Origin of the sequence: Streptomyces sp. WP-1 (genome assembly GCF_030450125.1) — a bacterium.
GTDB lineage: Bacteria > Actinomycetota > Actinomycetes > Streptomycetales > Streptomycetaceae > Streptomyces > Streptomyces incarnatus.
Window position 1 is genome coordinate 1,798,191 of record NZ_CP123923.1, and the last position, 19,387, is coordinate 1,817,577.

Annotated in this window: 17 protein-coding genes; 10 read left to right on the forward strand and 7 right to left on the reverse strand. The window is 72.6% G+C overall.

The window, feature by feature from the left end; translation table 11 throughout:
• Positions 1-270 precede the first annotated feature (270 nt).
• A complete protein-coding gene (locus QHG49_RS07640; RefSeq protein ID WP_301488059.1) occupies positions 271-1,488 on the reverse strand; it encodes a Shedu anti-phage system protein SduA domain-containing protein in 1,218 nt (405 codons plus the stop codon).
• 72 nt (positions 1,489-1,560) lie between these two features.
• Here QHG49_RS07640 and QHG49_RS07645 point away from each other — a divergent pair, with 72 nt between their 5' ends.
• Positions 1,561-1,794 (forward strand): hypothetical protein, encoded by a 234-nt coding sequence (locus QHG49_RS07645; RefSeq protein ID WP_301488061.1) that lies wholly within the window; start codon positions 1,561-1,563, stop codon positions 1,792-1,794.
• Positions 1,795-1,853: 59 nt separating this feature from the next.
• On the opposite strand, the gene gcl is transcribed toward QHG49_RS07645, so the two are convergent.
• Positions 1,854-3,641 (reverse strand): glyoxylate carboligase, encoded by a 1,788-nt coding sequence (gcl, locus tag QHG49_RS07650; RefSeq protein ID WP_301488063.1) that lies wholly within the window; start codon positions 3,639-3,641, stop codon positions 1,854-1,856.
• A 254-nt stretch (positions 3,642-3,895) separates the two neighbouring features.
• On the opposite strand from gcl, the gene QHG49_RS07655 reads away from it, so the two are divergent.
• Positions 3,896-4,678, forward strand: coding sequence for a hypothetical protein (locus QHG49_RS07655; protein WP_301488065.1), 783 nt, complete (start codon positions 3,896-3,898; stop codon positions 4,676-4,678).
• 10 nt (positions 4,679-4,688) lie between these two features.
• Here QHG49_RS07655 and QHG49_RS07660 read toward each other — a convergent pair whose 3' ends face one another.
• Positions 4,689-6,290, reverse strand: a complete 1,602-nt coding sequence (locus QHG49_RS07660; protein ID WP_301492734.1) for an AMP-binding protein — start codon at positions 6,288-6,290, stop codon at positions 4,689-4,691.
• 26 nt (positions 6,291-6,316) lie between these two features.
• Positions 6,317-7,990 carry an AMP-binding protein gene (locus tag QHG49_RS07665; protein WP_301488068.1) on the reverse strand — a complete coding sequence of 558 codons (1,674 nt, stop codon included), beginning with the start codon at positions 7,988-7,990 and terminating at the stop codon, positions 6,317-6,319.
• Positions 7,991-8,051: 61 nt separating this feature from the next.
• On the opposite strand from QHG49_RS07665, the gene QHG49_RS07670 reads away from it, so the two are divergent.
• From QHG49_RS07670 to QHG49_RS07690, 5 genes are all read left to right on the forward strand, one after another.
• Complete coding sequence (locus QHG49_RS07670; protein WP_301492735.1) at positions 8,052-9,014, forward strand: helix-turn-helix transcriptional regulator; 963 nt, start codon at positions 8,052-8,054, stop codon at positions 9,012-9,014.
• Positions 9,015-9,169: 155 nt separating this feature from the next.
• A complete protein-coding gene (locus tag QHG49_RS07675; RefSeq protein ID WP_301488069.1) occupies positions 9,170-11,998 on the forward strand; it encodes an AAA family ATPase in 2,829 nt (942 codons plus the stop codon).
• Positions 11,999-12,208: 210 nt separating this feature from the next.
• Positions 12,209-13,000 carry a trypsin-like serine protease gene (locus tag QHG49_RS07680; RefSeq protein ID WP_145486438.1) on the forward strand — a complete coding sequence of 264 codons (792 nt, stop codon included), beginning with the start codon at positions 12,209-12,211 and terminating at the stop codon, positions 12,998-13,000.
• A 372-nt stretch (positions 13,001-13,372) separates the two neighbouring features.
• Complete coding sequence (locus tag QHG49_RS07685; RefSeq protein WP_301488071.1) at positions 13,373-13,759, forward strand: hypothetical protein; 387 nt, start codon at positions 13,373-13,375, stop codon at positions 13,757-13,759.
• Between the two features lie 130 nt (positions 13,760-13,889).
• A complete protein-coding gene (locus QHG49_RS07690) occupies positions 13,890-14,732 on the forward strand; it encodes a patatin-like phospholipase family protein (RefSeq protein ID WP_301488073.1) in 843 nt (280 codons plus the stop codon).
• A gap of 154 nt (positions 14,733-14,886) precedes the next feature.
• Here QHG49_RS07690 and QHG49_RS07695 read toward each other — a convergent pair whose 3' ends face one another.
• Positions 14,887-15,606, reverse strand: coding sequence for an SDR family oxidoreductase (locus tag QHG49_RS07695; protein WP_301488075.1), 720 nt, complete (start codon positions 15,604-15,606; stop codon positions 14,887-14,889).
• Between the two features lie 43 nt (positions 15,607-15,649).
• On the opposite strand from QHG49_RS07695, the gene QHG49_RS07700 reads away from it, so the two are divergent.
• The 3 genes from QHG49_RS07700 (at position 15,650) to QHG49_RS07710 (ending at position 17,458) form a co-directional block, all read left to right on the forward strand.
• Complete coding sequence (locus QHG49_RS07700; protein WP_301488076.1) at positions 15,650-16,066, forward strand: AsnC family transcriptional regulator; 417 nt, start codon at positions 15,650-15,652, stop codon at positions 16,064-16,066.
• Positions 16,067-16,171: 105 nt separating this feature from the next.
• Positions 16,172-16,939 carry a polysaccharide deacetylase family protein gene (locus tag QHG49_RS07705; protein WP_301492736.1) on the forward strand — a complete coding sequence of 256 codons (768 nt, stop codon included), beginning with the start codon at positions 16,172-16,174 and terminating at the stop codon, positions 16,937-16,939.
• A gap of 78 nt (positions 16,940-17,017) precedes the next feature.
• Positions 17,018-17,458 (forward strand): SRPBCC family protein, encoded by a 441-nt coding sequence (locus tag QHG49_RS07710; protein ID WP_301488078.1) that lies wholly within the window; start codon positions 17,018-17,020, stop codon positions 17,456-17,458.
• Positions 17,459-17,507: 49 nt separating this feature from the next.
• On the opposite strand, the gene QHG49_RS07715 is transcribed toward QHG49_RS07710, so the two are convergent.
• Complete coding sequence (locus tag QHG49_RS07715; RefSeq protein WP_301488080.1) at positions 17,508-18,149, reverse strand: LysE family translocator; 642 nt, start codon at positions 18,147-18,149, stop codon at positions 17,508-17,510.
• Between the two features lie 228 nt (positions 18,150-18,377).
• Entirely contained in the window at positions 18,378-19,310 is a 933-nt protein-coding gene (locus QHG49_RS07720) for a LysR family transcriptional regulator (RefSeq protein WP_145486444.1), read from the reverse strand.
• Positions 19,311-19,387 lie beyond the last annotated feature (77 nt).

The following is a 19,387-nucleotide window of genomic DNA, read 5'->3' on the forward strand; positions in this document are numbered from 1 at the left end:
ACGGGAGGTCATTCCCGCGCACGCGGCCCGCGCCGCACCGACGGCCCGGATTGAGGGGTGGCCGTCCGGGGCGGACGCGGGCAGGGCGAGGACCGCGGCGGCGTGCGAGCCAGTGCGGTGGTCAAGGAGCCGGGTCTCTTCTCGACCAGAGTGAAGAGCCCCCGTCTCCCTCACACCCCCGCGGTCCCACCCACCCCTACCCCGTCCGGCGGCGCGACCTACCTGTCGCGCCCAGCGCCGCGCCGCCGGACGGCACCAGCACGACGCTCCCTACGCCGGGTCGAAGTCCCCGGCGAGGGAGCGTTCGGCGTTGTCGAGGAGTTCCTTGTAGGTGAGGACCTCCACGCGGGTGACATGCGCGTTGAAGGTCCGCAGCGTCTCCGCGACCTCCTCCTCCGGCACCTCGGCGTGCAGGGCGGGGTGGCCGAGGAGCACGAGGGCGCCGGCCCGGCGGGTCTCGATGCCGAACTCCTCGCGGATCCGGGCCCGGTTCTCGTCCAGCCCGACGAGGTAGTTGACGGCCTGCCCGACGGCCTCGTGCACGGCGTCGGCCGGCACCCAGGCGTTGCGGTGCCGTCTGATCAGGGGCCGCTTGAGCCCCATGGCCCGCTTCAGTTCCACGATGTGCAGGGCGCCGTCCGCGCGTATCAGCGGGATGTCCACCTCGTCACCGGGCACCAGCCGGCGCCGGGCGGCCTCCCCGACGTACCGCCCACCGAAGATCCAGTGGTTCCCTTGCAGGGCGCGCTGGAGGTCCGCTTCCGTGGCGGCGGCGTCGTCCACGACGGCCCGCAGGGCGCGGAGACCCGCGGTACGGCGCTGGAGTTCGGCGGCCTGAAGGATGAGCCGACCGTCGTGGTCGGCGGCGAGCAACGCGAGGGCCTCCGGCGAGGTCGCGAGGCGGCGGGCCCGCGTCGCGGGGTCCTCGATGCCGATCCGGTCGCTGCGCAGCAGGCGCTCCAGCCACAGGGAGATCTCCGACGTGCCGCGCGGGATCACATAGCGTCCCGGCCGGTCGTCCGGGGCGCGCAGGAAGCCGGTGTCGGCGCGCTGGGCCTTGAAGTGGGCGAGCACGTCCTGCGCGCTCGCGCCGGGGTGGTCCCGCAGATACGCCTCGCTCACCGCGACCAGCCACTCGTGCATGCCACGCAGGGAGGACGCCACGAAATCGCGGTTGCGGACCTTGCGCGCCCCGTCCCGGTAGACCCGGTACAGCTCATCGAGGTCGGGCCGGAGGATCCGGCCCTCGGCGTGGTCCAGAGAGTCCTGCAGCAGCCGTACGACCCGCCACTCCCCCACCTCCGCCGCGGTGCCCCGGGCGACCTTGAGCAGGCGCACGAGTTCCTTCCCCCCTCTGCGCCTGCCGCCGGGGCCACTGTGCATGTGGGTGAGGACGGCGGTCAGCGCGAACCGCACCGGCGGCGCGGCCGTCTCCTTCTCCACCACACGGAGCTGCGTCTCCAGGGCCTTGTCACTGCGTGTCGCCATACGCGCAAGTCTGCCCGCCGGGTCTGACAATCCCGACGTGCGCAAACACCGGGGGCGTCGCACGCTGGCGGTATGGGCAGTCCGACGCAGCACCCGCACATCGTCGTCCACGCGCCCGCCCTGGACGGCTCCCGGCGCGTCACCGAGGGGGAGGTGACGCTCGGGCTGGCCTCGCACCTGGACGATGTGGTGGAGATCCTGCGCCTCGCCGATCTGGACCGGGTCGAGGTGGAGGAGGACGACCTCATCGAGTGGCAGGGCGGCGGGCCCGAGGACTGGCCGGGGCTCTCGGAGCGCGAGGCGTAGGAACGCGTACGGAAGAAAGGGGCGGCCCGTGAACGGGCCGCCCCTTCCGCAGGATCGCGTCAGCGCTTCAGCGCGCCGATCGCCGTCGGCGCGTGGGACGCCTCCGTGGCGAGAGGCTCGAACTCGGTGACGTCGCTGATGTCCATCGTGCGGCTCATCGAGATGTTCGTGACCCGCTCCAGGATCGCCTCGACCACGACCGGCACCCGGTACCGCGCCGCCAGCTTCTTCGCCTCCTCGAAGGCGGGGCCCAGCCGGTCCGGCTCGGTGACCCGCAGGGCCTTGCAGCCCAGGCCCTCGGCGACCTTGACGTGGTCCACGCCGTAGACACCGATCTCAGGCGTGTTGATGTTCTCGAACTCCAGATTGACCTGGAAGTCGATGTCCAGGCCGAGCTGCGCCTGGCGGATCAGGCCCAGGTAGGCGTTGTTGACCAGGACGTGCACATACGGGATCCGGTGCTGGGCGGCGACCGCCAGTTCCTCGATCAGGAACTGGAAGTCGTAGTCGCCGGACAGCGCGACCACCGCCGCCTCCGGGTCGGCCCTGGCGACGCCGATCGCGGCCGGGATCGTCCAGCCGAGCGGGCCCGCCTGCCCGCAGTTGATCCAGTGCCGGGGCTTGTACACATGCAGCATCTGCGCGCCGGCGATCTGGGAGAGGCCGATCGTGGTGACGTACCGCGTCTCGGGGCCGAAGGCCCGGTTCATCTCCTCGTACACCCGCTGCGGCTTCATCGGCACGTCGTCGAAGTGGGTACGGCGCAGCAGCGTGGCCTTGCGCTCCTGGCACGAGGCGATCCAGTCCGCGCGGTCGGGGAGCCGGCCCGCCGCCTTCAGTTCGCGCGCCACCTCCACGAACATCTCGAGTGCCGCCCGCGCGTCGGAGACCACGCCGTAGTCGGGCGGGAAGATCCGGCCGATCTGCGTGGGCTCGATGTCCACGTGCACGAAGGTGCGGCCCTCGCGGTAGACGTCCAGCTTGTAGCCGGTGTGCCGGTTCGCCCACCGGTTGCCGACGCCGAGGACGAAGTCGGACTCCAGGAAGGTGGCGTTGCCGTAGCGGTGCGCGGTCTGCACGCCGGCCATGCCCGCGTTCAGCTCGTGGTCGTCGGGCAGCGCGCCCCAGCCCATCAGAGTCGGGATGACGGGGGTGCCGGTCAGCTCGGCGAACTCGGTGAGCAGCGCGCACGCGTCGGCGCCGATGACGCCGCCGCCCGCCACGAGGACGGGCCGCTCGGCGGCGAGCAGGTACGACATCGCCTTCTCGATCTGCGCGCGGGTCGCGGCCGGCTTGTACACCGGCAGCGGCTCGTACGTCTCCGGGTCGAACTCGATCTCCGTGAGCTGCACATCGATCGGCAGGTCGATCAGCACCGGTCCCGGCCGGCCGGAGCGCATCAGGTGGAACGCCTGCTGGAAGACGCCGGGGACCTGGGCCGCCTCCAGCACGGTCACCGCCATCTTGGTGACCGGGCCCGCGATCGCGGCGATGTCGACGGCCTGGAAGTCCTCCTTGTGGATCACATGCGTGGGCGCCTGCCCGGTGATGCACAGGATCGGGATCGAGTCGCCGGAGGCCGAGTACAGACCGGTGATCATGTCGGTGCCGGCCGGTCCCGACGTGCCGACGCACACGCCGATGTTGCCGGGCCGCGCGCGGGTGTACCCCTCGGCCATGTGCGAGGCGCCCTCGACATGGCGGGCGAGGGTGTGCTGGATGCCGCCGCCCTCCTTGAGGGCCTTGTAGAACGGGTTGATCGCGGCGCCCGGCACACCGAAGGCGTCCCTGACGCCCTCGCGCTTGAGGATCTCAACTGCCGCGCGGGCAGCGGTCATACGAGCCATCGAGTACTCCTGCCTCGGTGTCGGATGCGTACTCCCGTCGCGCCCCGCGGTGAGCACTGTCTCCAGAGAGTCCCGTCAAATTCCGCACTATGGAATTTGCTTTCTACTATCTGGAAGTAATCTAGAGGTGGGTGTTGACCTCGTCAAGAGACACCAAGACACCGGCAAGTGGTGGGGGAATGCCGGACAAACGCCGTACGGCGGGAGCACCATGAGAGCGCTGTCCCGAGGTGTCGTGCGAGAGTGAGTGGGCCATGCCCGAGAGCGTGCCGGTGCGCTGTCCGGCCTGTCGGCGCGAGCATGTCTACACCGCACCGGCGTATCCCTGCGCCTGCGGAACCCCGGCCGCCCCGCGGCTGGACCGGGTGGCGGCGCCGGTGGTCGCCGGGCACCGGACCTGGGGCGACGAGTGGATCGACGCCGTGTGCGCCGTGTGCGGGCGGCTCAACCACTGGCCCCGCCCGGAACTGGGCTGCCCCTGCGGCACGGTGCTGCGGATCCCGGTGCTGGAGACACACCCGGACCCGGCGGGGGCCCGCGCCCAGCCGTCCCCCGCCCACGCCGAGCCCGGTGCCGCCCACCCCGAGCCCCGCGCCCGGCCGGAGTCCCTCGACCCGGCCCCGTCCCGCCGCGCCTTCCAGCCGCACGCCGTGCGCACCGCCCGGGACGCCGTCACCGCGACCGCGCTGTATCTGCGCTGGCTCGGGTACGGGGACATCCGGCGCGCCGACCAGCGGCCGGTGAACGGCATCGGGCTCGCCGCCCGGGGACTGCTCGCCCAGGTGGACCCGACGGCACGGCCCGCCGCACCCCGGGACGTGGAGTGCCTGTGGCTGACCGCGATGACGGAGTCCGCCGACTGCGTCCACTTCTCCCTCGCCGGATACACCGACGCCGCCCGCGCCTGCGCGGACTCGCTCGGTGTACCGCTGTTCGTCCTCGACCTCGCGGGCGTCCCGCAGCCGGTGAACGACCCCGCCGACGCCCTGAACACCGACGGCGCCCCGCAACCGGGGCGCCGCGCGCGTCGGGGCTGAGGGGGACGGCTCAGTCCCGGTACCGCTCCCGCAGTTCGATCTTCCGCACCTTCCCCGACACCGTCATCGGGAAGGCGTCGAGGATGCCGAGCCTGCTCGGCACCTTGTAGTGCGCGAGCCGCCCCCGGCAGAAGGCGCGCAGTTCCTCCAGGGTCAGCGGGTCGCCGTCGTCGCGCGGGATCACACAGGCCAGCACCTCCTCGCCGTACTTCTCGTCCGGCACCCCGACGACCTGTACGTCCCTGATCTTCGGGTGGGCGTAGAGGAACTCCTCGATCTCGCGCGGGTAGATGTTCTCGCCGCCCCGGATGATCATGTCCTTGATGCGGCCGACGATCTCCACGTACCCGTCCTCGCGCATCATCGCGAGGTCCCCGGTGTGCATCCAGCGGCCCGCGTCGATGACCTCGGCGCTCTTCTCTGGCTCGTCCCAGTAGCCGAGCATCACGCTGTAGCCGCGGGTGCACAACTCACCTGCCGCGCCCCGTGGTCGGGTGACCCCGGTGGCCGGGTCGACGACCTTGACCTCCAGGTGGGGCAGGACGCGGCCGACGGTTGCGGTGCGGTGCTCCAGGTCGTCGTCGGTGCGGGTCTGCAGGGACACCGGCGAGGTCTCGGTCATGCCGTAGCAGATGGCGACCTCGGCCATGTGCATCTCGGCGACGACCCGCTTCATCACCTCCACCGGGCAGGGCGAGCCCGCCATGATGCCGGTGCGCAGGGTGGAGAGGTCGTACGACGCGAAGTCCGGGAGGTTCAGCTCCGCGATGAACATGGTCGGGACGCCGTACAGGGACGTACACCGCTCCCGCTGCACCGCCTCCAGGCTGGCCCTCGGCTCGAAGGACGGGGCCGGGATCACCATGCAGGCGCCGTGCGAGGTGGCCGCCAGGTTGGCCATCACCATGCCGAAGCAGTGGTAGAAGGGGACCGGGATACAAATGCGGTCCTGCTCCGTGTACTTGACCAACTCCCCGACGAAATAGCCATTGTTGAGGATGTTGTGGTGGGAGAGGGTGGCGCCCTTGGGGAAGCCGGTGGTGCCGGAGGTGTACTGGATGTTGATCGGGTCGTCGCAGGACAACTCCGCTTCCCGCGCGGCCAGTTCGCTCCGGTCCTCGCCCTCGCCGCGTGCGGTGAACGCCTCCCAGCCGGGGTCCCCGAGGTGGACGACCTCGCGCAGCTCGTGGCAGTCGCCGCGGACCTCCTCGACCATGGCCCGGTAGTCGCTGGTCTTGTGGCTGAGGGAGGCGAACAGCAGCCGTACGCCCGCCTGGCGCAGGACGAACCGCACCTCGTGGGTGCGGTAGGCCGGGTTGATGTTGACCATGACGGCGCCGACACGGGCGGTGGCGTACTGCACGAGCACCCACTCGGCGCGGTTGACCGCCCAGATGCCCACCCGGTCGCCCTTGGCGATGCCGCTCGCCAGCAGGGCGCGGGCGAGCCGGTCCACGTCGGCGTCGAAGGCGGCGTACGTCCAGCGGCGCCCGGCCGCCACATCGACCAGGGCCTCGCGGTCCGGCCAGGTCGCCGCCGTACGGGCGAGGTTGGCGCCGATGGTCTCGCCGAGCAGCGCGGTGGTGCCCGTCCCGTGCGCGTACGACAGCAGCGGGGCGCTCGCCGCACGTCCCGCGCTCACCGGAAGTCCTCCTCGCGGTACTCGTCCGCCGAGCCCTGCGCGGTGGCCTCGCGCAGCTCGATGCGGCGGATCTTGCCGGAGACGGTCTTGGGCAGCGCGCCGAACTCCAGGCGGCGCACGCGCTTGTAGGGGGCGAGCACCTGGCGGGAGTGCTCGAAAATGACCTTGGCGGTGTCGGGTCCCGGCTCGTAGCCCTCGGCGAGGACGACGTACGCCTTGGGCACCGCGAGCCGCAGGTCGTCCGGGGCGGGCACCACGGCGGCCTCGGCCACCGCCGGGTGCTCCAGCAGCGCGCTCTCCAGCTCGAAGGGGCTGATCTTGTAGTCGGACGCCTTGAAGACGTCGTCGGCGCGGCCGATGTAGGTCAGGTAGCCGTCCTCGTCACGGGCCGCGATGTCGCCGGTGCGGTAGTAGCCGCCCGCCATGGCCTCGGCGGTGCGGTCCGGGTCGCCGTGGTAGCCGGCCATCAGGCCGATGGGCGGGTCGCCGAGGTCGAGCGCGATCTCGCCCTCGGCGGCGCCGGGCGCGCCGGTGACCGGGTCGAGCAGCTCCACCTTGTAGCCGGGGCTGGGGCGGCCCATGGAGCCGGTCTTCAGGCGCTGGCCGGGTGCGTTGGAGACCTGCACGGCGGTCTCGGTCTGCCCGAAGCCGTCCCGGATGGTCAACCCCCAGGCACGGCGCACCTGTTCGATGACCTCGGGATTGAGCGGCTCGCCCGCGGCCACCACTTCGCGTGGCGGCGTGCGCAGTTGGCCGAGGTCGGCTTGGATGAGCATGCGCCACACGGTCGGTGGGGCGCAGAAGGTGGTGACCCCGGCGCGGTCCATCTCGGCCATCAGCCGGCCCGCGTCGAACCTCGTGTAGTTGAAGATGAAGACGGTCGCCTCGGCGTTCCACGGGGCGAACAGGTTGGACCAGGCGTGCTTGGCCCAGCCGGGCGAGGAGATGTTCAGATGGACGTCACCGGGCTTCAGGCCGACCCAGTACATGGTCGCCAAGTGGCCGATGGGGTACGAGACATGGGTGTGCTCGACCAGCTTGGGGCGGGCGGTGGTGCCCGAGGTGAAGTAGAGCATCAGCGGGTCGTCGGAGAGGGTGGGCCCGTCGGCCGTGAAGCCGGTGGGGGCGTCGTACGCGTCCTCGTACGAAAGCCAGCCCTGCGCCGGTGTGCCGCCGACCGCGATCCGGGTGTAGGAGCCGGGCACCTCGGCGAACTTGGCGGTGTCCTCGGCCCGCACCAGCACATGCCGGACCCGGCCGCGCCCGACGCGGTCGCGCAGGTCGGCGGGGCCGAGCAGCGGGGTGGCCGGGATGACGACCGCGCGCAGCTTCATCGCGGCCAGCATGACCTCCCACAGCTCGGCCTGGTTGCCGAGCATGACCAGGACGCGGTGCTCGGCGGCGACGCCCCGCGCGCGCAGCCAGTTCGCGATCCGGTCGGAGCGCTCGGACAGCTCGGCGAAGGACAGCCGGACCTCGCGGCCGTCCTCCTCCACGATGTGCAGCGCGGTGCGGTCGTTGCCGGCGGCGATCACGTCGAACCAGTCCAGCGCCCAGTTGAAGTGCTCCGGCCGGGGCCACGTGAACCCGTCGTAGGCGGTGGCGTAGTCCTCGCGGTGTGCCAGCAGGAAGTCCCGTGCGTTCCTGAAGGCATCGGTCGCCGTCGTCATCCGTCGTCCTCCTCTGCTCCCGACCATTGCCGGGCGGCTCCCTGGCATCGTCTAATCCGTGATGCAGGTCTCACTACCCCCGAACGGGGGTGTGGTCCCTGTGCGCACGGGGGTGTGGTCCGCACATCAGCCGCACCGAAGGAGCGATGAGGTGACAGCAGAGGCCGTGACGGTGGTGGAGATCCGCGGTGCGCTGCTCAGGCTGCGGCGCGCGACGGGGCTGCCGGTCGCCTTCGGCGGGCTGGTGGAGTCCGGCCGGCCCCAGGTGCGCATCAGCGAGCTGAGCGGCACGGCGACGGCCGCGCTGCGCTCGCTCGCGGTGAGTTCGGGCAGCGGACTCGGCGGCAAGGCGGTGGCACTGGCCCGGCCGTGCGCGGTGACGGACTACTCCAACTCCCGGCACATCAGCCACGAGTACGACATCCCGGTGGCCGCCGAGGGCATCCGCTCGGTGCTCGCGGTGCCGGTGGTGGTACGGCGCCGGGTGCGCGGGGTGCTGTACGGCGCGCTGCGTTCGGCCCAGCCGCTCGGCGACCGGGCGCTCGGCGCGGCGGTGGCGGTGGCGCGGGACGTGGAGCAGACACTGATACTGCGGGACGAGGCGTGGGAGCTGCTGACGGCGGCCGGGCGGGGCGCTCCCGGGGACGCGGGGGCAGGGCCGTGCGGCGGCCCGGAGACCGGCGCGGGGCCCGGTACGGGCGCCTGGGAGCAGGTGCGGGAGGCGCACGCGGCGCTGCGGGCGCTGGCGCCCCGGATCACCGATGCGGCCCTGCGCGCCGATCTGCTGGCCGCCTGCGGGCTGCTGACGGCGCCGCGGCCGTCCGGCGGACCGGCTCTGGCGCCGCGCGAACTGGACGTGCTGTCCTGGGTCGCGGCGGGTGCGACCAACGCCGCGGTGGCCGAGCGGCTGGGGCTGCGCCCGGAGACGGTCAAGGGCTATCTGCGTTCGGCCATGCGGAAGTTGGGCGCACATACGCGGGGGGAGGCGGTGACCGCGGCACGCAGGGCGGGGCTGCTTCCGTAGCCCCCCGAGACATGAAGGAAACCTTCCCATTCATGCGCGGATGCTTTGAATTTCCTCATGCTTGACCGTTTGTTATTTCCCTCACCACGGCTTCCGTCCGAATTTCAAGGATCGTTGCCTAGAATTTGGTCCGGACACGACACACGAGGGGAGCGGTGACCGTGCGACGGGACTTCCAGGAGTCTGCCCGATGCCGCTCGGACCTGGTCATCGGCCGCGAGGACGTGTGCGCCGCCGCCCGCGCCCGACTCGCCTCCGGCGGCAGTGTGCTGCTCCACGGCCCGGCCGGAATAGGGAAATCGACCGTCCTGCGGGCATTGGCCGAGGAATACGCCGCCACCGCGCACATCGTCCTGCGCTGCTCGGCGACCGAGTCCGAATCCCACCTTCCGTTCCTCGCCCTCGCCGACCTCCTCGGCCTGGTGCTCGACGACGTCTGCCCCCGGCTGCCCGCCGCCCAGCGCACCGCGCTGGAGTCGGCGCTCACCGGCCGCGGCGAGTCCAGCCTCCAGCGCGACGGCCTCGCCCTGCGCCTCGCGGTGCTGTCCGCGCTGCGCGCGCTCGCCGTCCGCGGCCCGGTCCTGGTCGTCGCCGACGACCTCCAGTGGCTGGACCCCGCCAGCGCCGAACTGCTCGGCTTCGCCGCCCGCCGGCTCGGCGGCACCCCGGTCCAACTCCTGTGCGCCGTAAGGACGGAGGGCCGGGACAGCCAGGAGTACGACCGCCATCTGCGGTCCTGCCCGCCGGACACCCTCGCCGTGCGGATCGGGCCGCTCTCGCACGCCCGGATCGCCGAGCTGCTCGGCCACCGCGGCCACGGCGCTCTGCCCCGCTCCACGGTCCGCGAGGTGCACCGCACCAGCGGCGGCAACCCGCTGTTCGCGCTGGAACTCGGCCGCGCCCTCGCCGAGAGCCGCACCCCGCCGCGCCCCGGCGAGCCGCTGCCGGTGCCCACCTCGCTGCGCGCCCTGGTGCTCAGCCGCCTGGACATGCTGTCCGTGGAGGCCCGCCGCACCCTGCTGGTGGCCAGCGCCGGCGCCCGGCCCACCCCGGCGCTGCTGCACGCGGCGGGCCGGGAGAACGCCGAGGCGGAGTGCGCCCAGGCCGCCGAACTCGGGTTGCTGGCAACGGAGTCGGACGGCCCCGCCGTACGCTTCGCGCATCCCCTCATCTCCGCCGCGCTGTACGCGGAGGCGCCCGCGCAGGAGCGGCGGGCCGCGCACGCGGCGCTGTCCACGGCCGCCTCCGATCCCATCGAGCGGGCCCGGCACCTCGCCCTCGCCACCACCGGCGCCGACCCGGAGGTCGCCGCCCGGCTCGCCGAGGCCGCCGCCCTCGCCCGGGACCGCGGCGCGCCCTCGGTCGCCGCCCAGCTGGGGCTGCTGGCCGCCCGGCACACCCCGGTGGACGGCGTGCCCAGCCCGGAGGAACGGCGGCTGGTCGCCGCCGAGGACGCCATCACGGCGGGCGAGGTGGACCTCGCCCGGGACATCGCCCGCGAGGTACTCAAACGGGCGAGTGTGCCCGCCGAACGGGTGCGCGCCTGGATCATCGTCATCGACACCGCCGGCCACACCATGGCCGAGGTCGACGCCCTCTTCCCGCAGGCCCTCGCCGACGCCGGTGACGATCCGCGGCTGCTCGCCCTGGTCCACTACCAGCTGGGCTGGCGGGCACTGATCGTGGAAGGCGACTTCACCGCGGCCCGCGACGCCGCCGCGCACGCCGCCGAGCTGGCCGCGCGCAGCAAGGACCGGCGCACCGAGCTGCTCGCCCTCGCCTTCCAGGCGCAGACCGAGACCCTGATGGGCCATCCGGAGGCGCCCCGCACCATCAAACGGGCCCTGCGCGAGCCCCAGGACCCGCGGGTGGCCTGGCATCACAACGGGGCGGGCAGCGCCCGGTTCCGCTGGCTGGTCATGGGCGACCAGCTGGCCGAGGCGCGGGCCACCGTCACCGGGCTGCTGCGCGAGGTGCGCCGGCGCGGCTCGGTGGAGAGCGAGGTGCACTTCCTGCGCGGCCTCGCCGAGACCGAACTGCGCGCCGGGCACTGCGGCCGCGCCCTCGACCTCGCCCGCGAGGGCCTCAAGCTGGCCCGGGACTCCGGGATCGGCGAGACCGCCTCGGCGATGCTGACCTCGCTCGCGGAGGCGTCCGGCGGAGACGTGGACCGGGCGCTCACCCTCGCCCGGGAGGCGGTGGAGCACGCCGAGGGGGACGGCGACCAGATGTACCTCTCCCGGGCCCTGGGCGCGCTCGGGTACGCCCAGTTGGTGGCCGGGGACCCGGCCGGCACCGTGCGCTCGCTGCGCCGGGTGCGCAGCCTGGAGCTGGGCCTCGGCATCACCGACCCGGCCCGGGGCCGCTGGCAGGGCGACCTCGCCGAGGCGCTGGTCCGTATCGGTGAACCCGCCGAGGCGCAGGACGTCATCGACACCGCGCGGGAGCACGCGCTGCGGCTCGGCCGGGAGAGCGTGCTCGCCGTGCTCGACCGCTCCGAGGCCCTGGTGCGGGCCGCGCAGGGCGCGGGCGAGGCGGCGCTCGACCGGCTGAGATCGGCTCAGGACCGGCTCGGCAAGCTGGGTTACGGCCTGGAGGAGGCGCGGGCCGCGTTCGCGCTGGCCCGGCTGCGCGGCCGGCGCCCGGGGCCCGCGGCCTTCGACGAGGCGACCCGGATGTTCCGCCGCTGCCGGGCGCTGCCGTGGCTGCGCCAGGTGGACGAGGCGCTCACCACCCTCGACACCGAACCCGTGCGGACCGTGCCCGCCGCCCTGGACGCGCTCGACGTGCTGGACGTCCTGGCCGCGATGGAGCGTCAGGTGGCCGCGCTGGTCATGGAGGGTGCCACCAACAGGGAGATAGCGGCGCGGCTGTTCATCAGCGTCAAGACGGTCGAGGCCACGCTCACCCGGGTCTACCGCAAGCTCGGGATCCGGTCGCGGGTCGACATCGTCCGATTGGCCGCAGGTCGGCGCGCGCACTGAGCGGGGCGCCTGTTAACTGAACCGGACCGAGGGTTTTCCCTCACCCGACCCCCTAGGGGGTTCCCTCATTGGGAGCCGAAGGTTCCGGGACCTAGCGTAATGGGCGTACCGCTCGCCCGGGTACAGGGGGTCGGACCCACCCCCCACCACCGTGCACAACCCCTCTACCCGTGCGAACCCCCCACCGGTGCAACCCCACTGAGGAGACTCATGTTCGGGCCCACACGTGCCAGACGCACCGCCGCGATCCTGGTGGCCACCGCCGCCGCCGCGACGACCGCGCTGCTCGCCTCCCCCACGGCGAGCGCAGCTCCCCAGCCCATCGTCGGCGGTACGACGACCACCACCACGGCGTACCCGTTCGTCATGCAGATCACGGACGCGTCCGGCAGCCAGTTCTGCGGCGGCACCCTGGTGTCCGCCACCAAGGTGGTGACGGCCGCGCACTGCATGGCCGGCGAGACCCCCGACAGTGTCCGCGTCGTCGGCGGCCGTACCAAGCTCAACGGTACCGACGGCACGGTGAGCAAGGTCAGCAAGATCTGGGTGAACCCGGACTACACGGACGCCACCAACGGCGACGACGTGTCCGTGCTGACCCTGTCGACGTCGATGCCGTACCAGCCGGTGTCGTACGTCTCCTCCTCCCAGACGGGTGTGTACGCGGCCGGTACCACGGCGCGGATCCTCGGCTGGGGCACGACTTCGGAGAACGGCAGCTCCTCCAACCAGCTGCGGACCGCGACCGTACCGGTCGTGTCCGACGCGAGCTGCCGTTCCGCCTACGGTTCGGACTACGTGCAGTCCGACATGGTGTGCGCCGGATACAGCTCCGGCGGCGTAGACACCTGCCAGGGCGACAGCGGCGGTCCCCTGCTCATCGGGGGCGTCCTGGCAGGGATCACTTCTTGGGGCGAGGGGTGCGCGGAGGCGGGTTACCCGGGTGTCTACACCCGGCTGGCCACCTTCTCGGACCAGGTCACCGCACAGGTGAACTCGTGACCCGGAAGATCTCCCGAGTACCCCTCGGGTAAGGCCAGGGGGGCGTTGCGAGCGACCACGAGCAGCCCGCAGCGCCCCCCTTTCCACGAACGGATCCGGCCACGCCGGGTGACACCGGTTTCCACGAACGGATCCGGCCACGCCGGGTGGCACCGGCGACCCCCTCGCGCCCTCCTCCGCATCGCGGAATGCACCCAGTGACCTGCCGGGTCGCACGCCCGATCACCGCGTTCCGGATGACGGTCGCTGCCGCAGTCGCTTTCACGCCGGTCCCGCGCGGCCCCGGTCTTCGCCCCTTGACCTGCGTGAACACGCGGTGTCTACAGTGGCCGGGCCATGGGCGGACGGACCGGTGTCGGAGGAGATGGCGTGGTGGCCGGGAGAGTTGTCGTCGGCTGGATCGTGGCTATCGCCGTCGTCCTCGGGGCGGTGGCCTGGCTCGCGCACCGCATGAACACCGACGACCAGCCGGCCACCGGCTCGCCGGAACCCGTGGAGATCACGGACTCCGGGGTCCGGTACGAGCGCGGCGAGCAGGTGTTCAGCGCGGACTACGCCATCCGCAACGACGAGGGCCACGCGGTCACTTACACCGTGGTGTTCGACTTCGAGAACGGAACCACTCGGACGGTGACCAGGCGGGTCGCGTCCGGCGTGTCCGTGCGGGGAACGGTCGACACGCCGTTCGAGAAGTCGCGTCCCTCGGCCGAGGGCACACCCTCCGAGGTGCGCGTCGCCGACATCAGTACCTCGGAGTGATTCCGGACGCCGTCCGGTCCTTTTTGGGCCTTTACCCGTGGGGGGACCTTGGGCGGGGGCGGCGGAGGGAAGGGTTCCTCCTGGGGCCGGTGAGGCCGGTGCGATGTCGGAGAGTGCTGGAGGGGCAGAGATGACCGAGGCGTTGGTGCTGGGTGGCGGCGGGGTGGGCGGGATCGCCTGGATGACCGGGCTGCTCGCGGGACTCGCCGATGCCGGGCAGGACGTCACCGGGGCCGGATTGCTGGTGGGCACCTCGGCGGGGGCGACCGTCGCGGCCCAACTGGGCAGCGGGCTCGGCGTGGAGAAGCTGTACGCGCGGCAGGTGGAGCCCGCCCTGCAGGCGCGCGAGATCATGGCCGAGATGGACATCGACAGGTTCGCCGCGGAGATCGGCGTCACGATGGCCACGGCGTCCTCGGCGGCGGAGCTGCGCGGCGCGGTCGGCCGGGTGGCCCTCGCCGCGCGGACGGTCGGCGAGCCCGAGCGGCTCGCGGTGATCGAGTCCAGGCTCCCCGAACACGGCTGGCCCCGGCGGGCGTTGAAGGTCGTCGCGGTCGACGCCGAGACCGGTGACACGCGGGTCTTCGACCGTGACTCGGGTGTCCCGCTGGTCGACGCGGTCGCCGCCAGCTGCGCCGTCCCGGGGGTGTGGCCGCCGGTGACGATCGCCGGGCGCCGCTACATCGACGGCGGTGTCCGCTCCGTCGCCAACGCCGACCTCGCCTCCGGTGCCGACCGCGTGCTGGTCCTCGTCCCGCTGGGCCCCGTCGAGCCCCTGCCGAGCGACCACCCGCTGGACGACACGGTCGCGGCCCTGCGCGCCGAGGGCGCCGAGGTCCTCGTCGTCGGCCCCGACGACGCCTCGACCGCCGCGATCGGCGCCAACCCGCTGGACCCGGCGACCCGCGAACCGGCGGCGAGGGCGGGCCGCGAGCAGGGGCGGCGGCTGAAGCTGGAGTGGGCGAAGGCCTGACCGGGACCCGCAGGCGTCGCGGACGGGGGCGGCGTGGTGCCGGAGGCGTCCAGGCAGGAGGCGGCCGGGGAGAGGCGTGGTGGCGAGGCCCGGTGCCAGGCGGGGCCGGGTGGCGGCGGGTGAGGTACGCCTCGCGCAACACGCCCCCCGGGGGCTACCAGGGGACGGTTCGGCCCTGGTAGTCGAGGAACTGTACGCCGGGGGTGCCGAGTTGGGCGAGCATGACGTCCACCAGCCGGGGGATGCTGTCCTCGATCCCGAGGGGGGCGTCCGGTCCGCCCAGTTCGGTGCGGATCCAGCCGGGTGCCAGGACCAGCAGCGTGCGCGCGGGCTCCGGCTGGCGGACCGCGAAGCTGCGCATGAACTGGTTCAGGGCCGCCTTGCTGCCCCGGTAGACCTCTCGCCGCCCGGTCTCGTTGTTGGCGATGCTGCCCTGGCCGGACGACATCGCGCCGATCAGACCGGTCGGGGTGACGAGGTCCTGCAGGGATTCGATGACGCGCATCGGGCTCAGCGCGTTGGTGAGCATGACGGCGTTGAACTCCTCGGTCGTGACCTCGCCGACGGGGATGTGCTCGTCCCGCGTGGTGATTCCCGCGTTGACGAAGAGGACGTCCAGCACGCGGCCGTCCAGGCGTCCGCGCAGCGCCGCGATCTGGTCCGGCTCGTCGATGTCCAGCGTCTCGATCTCCAGCCTGCCGCCGGCGGTCTCGGCGAGTTCGTGCAGCCCGGATCGCGGACGGCCCGGCCGGACCGTGCCGATGACCTGCCATCCCCTGTCGAGGAACTGCTCGGCGACGGCGCGGCCCAGCCCACGGCCGGCGGCGACGATCAAGGCGGTCGGGGGCGTTCTCTTCGAGGTGGGTGCAGGCATGGTTGCAGGCCCTTCATCGGTCGGTCGTCGTACCCGTGTCGTCGTGCTCCTGCAAGCCTCGGCCAGGCGCGCCGCACGGCGAGCTGGAAACGCCGCCGTCTGTGGCATCACCGCCATGCCGCGCCCCGAAATCGCCGCATCCGACATCCCGGAGTCGGACGACGTGCGAATCCTTCGGGCACTCCGGATCGATCCACGGGTGGGATCCGCGACCGCGGCGAAGGTCCTCGGGATCTCCGGGCCGACCGTCGCCCGCCGCTACCGCCGGATGCGACGGGCCGGGGCGATCCGGGTGGTCGGGGTCGTCGATCCGGGAGCGCTCGGGCAGAGCCGGTGGATGGTGCGGCCGCGCCGCCGCCGTGCTCGACCTCCGGGCGTCGAGGCGATGGAGGTGAGCCCGGTCGTCCACCGTCGGATCGAGCAGGCCGGGGCCCGGGTCGATGGCGAACACCTTATGTGAACAATTGCCCCACATTCGCACAAATGGACTATAAAATGTGTGTATAGTCCCGGCGTGTTTCCTTCGATCAAGAAGACGCCCGCGCCGGTGTCCGCGACAGAGAAGATGCGGGAACGGCGCCGAGGGTTCCGTCCGGCCGCGCTCGTCCCGGCCGCCGTCGGCATGGCGCTGGCGCTGACCGGCTGCGCTCAGGTCGACACCACCTCGCCGAGCACCGCGCGCAAGGAGGCGGCGCAGGGGGCGCCGGCGAGCCTCGGCGGTGTCGACTGCCGCAAGGCCAAGTGCATCGCGCTGACCTTCGACGCGGGTCCCAGCGAGAACTCCCCGAAGCTGCTGGACATCCTGAAGGAGAAGAAGGTCCACGCGACGTTCTTCCTGCTCGGCGAGCGGCACATCGAGAAGTACCCGCAGCTGGTCAAGCGCATGGCCAACGAGGGCCACGAGGTGGCGAGCCACACCTGGGACCACAAGATCCTCACGGACATATCCGACGACCAGGTGCGCGAGGAGTTGCGGCGGCCGAACGACGCGATCAAGCGGATCACCGGACGCAAGCCCACGCTGATGCGCCCGCCGCAGGGCCGTACGGATGCCAACATCCATGAGATCTGCAAGGAGTTGGGGCTCGCGGAGGTCCTGTGGAGCGTGACCGCGAAGGACTACGCGACCACCGACTCGGCGCTCATCACCAAGCGCGTCCTCGACCAGGCCGACCGGGACGGGATCATCCTGCTGCACGACATCTACTCCGGTACCGTGCCCGCCGTACCGGGCATCATCGACGCCCTCAAGAAGCGCGGGTACACCTTCGTGACGGTCCCCCAGCTCCTCGCCCCCGGCAGGGCCGAGCCGGGCAAGGTCTACCGGCCCTGAGCCCCGGGGTGCTGGGCCGACCGGGTGAGCCGGTACCGAACTCCCGGCCGCGCGAGGGCCAGTGCCTACGATCGGCACGTGCCGACCTTCACCCTCACCCGGACCGTGCCGCTCCCGCTGGACGAGGCGTGGCGCCGGATCACCGAGTGGCCCCGCCACTCGATCGCCGTGCCGCTGACCCGGGTCAGGGTGCTGACCCCCGGCCCGACCCGGGTGGGCACCCGTTTCACGGCGCGCTCCGGCCTCGGCCCGCTCACCATGGACGACCCCATGGAGGTGACCGTCTGGCGCCCGCCCGCGGACGGCGAGGGCGGGCTGTGCCGGCTGGAGAAGCGGGGCCGGGTGATCCTCGGCTGGGCGGAGATCGAGGTCCGGCCGGGGCCCGGGGGCCGCAGCCGGGTGGTGTGGCGGGAGGAGCTGCGGGTGCGGTTCCTGCCGCAGGCGTTCGACGGGGTGGTGAGGCGTACGGCCCGTATCGTCTTCGGGCGCGGGGTGAACCGGCTGCTCAGGCGGGCTTGAGCGGGACCGGCTCCGGGCGGGGCCGAACGGCCGTACGCCTGGGCGGGGTTCAGTCCTTGCGGCCCGTCGCCGCCACCGTCACGCCCAGGCCGATCATCGCCAGGCCGCCGGCGCCGCCGACCGCGGACAGCCGGCGGGGCGAGCGGGCGAACCAGTCGCGGGCGGCGGAGGCGACCAGGCCCCAGACGCTGTCCGAGACCAGCGCGATGAGGTTGAAGACGAGGCCGAGCAACAGCATCTGGAGGGGCACGTGCCCCTGTGCGCGGTCCACGAACTGGGGCAGTACGGCGGCGAAGAACACCATCGTCTTGGGGTTGGCCACACCGACCGCGAAGCCCTCCCCGAGGGTGCGCAGACCGCCCCGCTCCGGAGGGCCGGGCCGGGTGAACGCGGCCCGCAGCGAACCGCGTTGCCGCCATGCCTTGATGCCGAGGTACACCAGGTAGGCGGCGCCCGCGAGCTTGAGCGCGGTGAAGAGGAGCACCGAGCGCTCCACCACCGGTCCGATGCCGAGGGCCACGGCGGCGACGAGGACGTACGCGCCCAGGGTGTTCCCGGCGACCGTGGTCAGCGCGGCACGCCGGCCGTGCGCGAGGGCCCGCCCGACGACGAAGAGCACGCTCGGGCCGGGTATCACGATCAGCACAAGGGCCAGCGCCGAGAAGGCGAACAGCCGGTCGAGGGAGACCATGCCCTCATGGAACACAGGCGCCGAGGCGGTCGGCAATGGCTTTTCGGGGAGGCGTGGCCCGGGGGGGCGTTCAGTGGGGACTGGGCGGGTCTCGGAGGCTGGGGCCTTGGATTGCGCAAGGGCGGGGCCCCGTTGTCGCCGCCCGCTCCCGAGCGGCGCCTCGGCCGTCCGGGGCGCTCGGCGCCGGTCGCGGAGCGGACGCGCAGGCGAAGGGACGACCGGCCCGCATCACCTGTGAGGCCGAAGCCGGTCGTCGAGCGCGGCACCGACGTCGGGGCAGTTCTTCCGGATGGTGTCGAGGAAGGCGCGCAGCACCGGGGAGTGATCGCGGGCCGCGAAGGACAGGATGAGATCGGGCAGGGGGGTGCGCGGGGTCACTTCACAGAACCGCACTCCCGGACGCGGGACCGCCCTCATACGGGACGGCCCCAGGCCGACGCCCACGCCGGAGGCGGCGAGGCCGATGATCGTGTGCACGTCCCTCGCGACGGTCGCACCGCCGAGAGCCGGGGAGTCCGCGCCCAGCAGGGTGCGCAGTCCGGCGACTACAGCGGGCTCGTCCTCGCCGGCCGACATGATCAGCGGCTGTGTCCGCAACTGGTCGGCACTCACCGTGTGTTGACCGGCGTACGGGTGCACCGTACTGACCACGGCGATCACGTGGTCGCGTCCGATCGGGACGGACACGAGATGCTCGGCTCCGGCACCTCGTGGCGGGCCGAGGGTGAGGGCCACGTCCAGTTCCCCGGCGACGAGAGCCGGGCCGCTGCGGCTGGTCGCCATCTCGTGCAGTTCCAGTCTCACGTCGGGCCGTTCGCGGCCGAACCGGCGCAGCACGCCCGGCAGCGGGTCGAGCAGTGCCGAGGCGACGAAGCCGAGGCGCAGACGTCCCGTCTCGCCGCGCGCGGCCCGGCCCGCGTCGACCGTGGCCGCCGCGATCTCGTCGAGCGCCCGGCGCGCCCGCGCGAGGAACGCCTCACCGGCGGCGGTGGGGAAGACACCCCGGCGTGTGCGGTCGAACAGCCGGGCCCCGACCTCGCGCTCCAGGTCGGCGATCTGCTTGGACAGCGGCGGCTGCGCGATGCCCAGTTCGCCGGCCGCCCGGCCGAAGTGTCCGTGCTCGGCGAGAGCGACCGCGTACCGCAGGTGGCGCGCTTCCACGACCCACCCCTTCATCGACGTCACATCGGCTACTGGCGATACCTCAAAGATATCGCCGTGCCGCTTACCAGATGTAC

What these genes read in the sequence shown, in the direction of transcription:
- QHG49_RS07640 (WP_301488059.1), bottom strand. Translation starts at nt 1,488, where the DNA reads ATGGCGACACGCAGTGACAAGGCCCTGGAGACGCAGCTCCGTGTGGTG.
- QHG49_RS07680 (WP_145486438.1), top strand. Translation starts at nt 12,209, where the DNA reads ATGTTCGGGCCCACACGTGCCAGACGCACCGCCGCGATCCTGGTGGCC.
- QHG49_RS07695 (WP_301488075.1), bottom strand. Translation starts at nt 15,606, where the DNA reads ATGCCTGCACCCACCTCGAAGAGAACGCCCCCGACCGCCTTGATCGTC.
- QHG49_RS07645 (WP_301488061.1), top strand. Translation starts at nt 1,561, where the DNA reads ATGGGCAGTCCGACGCAGCACCCGCACATCGTCGTCCACGCGCCCGCC.
- QHG49_RS07655 (WP_301488065.1), top strand. Translation starts at nt 3,896, where the DNA reads ATGCCCGAGAGCGTGCCGGTGCGCTGTCCGGCCTGTCGGCGCGAGCAT.
- QHG49_RS07715 (WP_301488080.1), bottom strand. Translation starts at nt 18,149, where the DNA reads ATGGTCTCCCTCGACCGGCTGTTCGCCTTCTCGGCGCTGGCCCTTGTG.
- QHG49_RS07670 (WP_301492735.1), top strand. Translation starts at nt 8,052, where the DNA reads ATGCAGGTCTCACTACCCCCGAACGGGGGTGTGGTCCCTGTGCGCACG.
- gcl (WP_301488063.1), bottom strand. Translation starts at nt 3,641, where the DNA reads ATGGCTCGTATGACCGCTGCCCGCGCGGCAGTTGAGATCCTCAAGCGC.
- QHG49_RS07665 (WP_301488068.1), bottom strand. Translation starts at nt 7,990, where the DNA reads ATGACGACGGCGACCGATGCCTTCAGGAACGCACGGGACTTCCTGCTG.
- QHG49_RS07705 (WP_301492736.1), top strand. Translation starts at nt 16,172, where the DNA reads ATGCGGGAACGGCGCCGAGGGTTCCGTCCGGCCGCGCTCGTCCCGGCC.
- QHG49_RS07690 (WP_301488073.1), top strand. Translation starts at nt 13,890, where the DNA reads ATGACCGAGGCGTTGGTGCTGGGTGGCGGCGGGGTGGGCGGGATCGCC.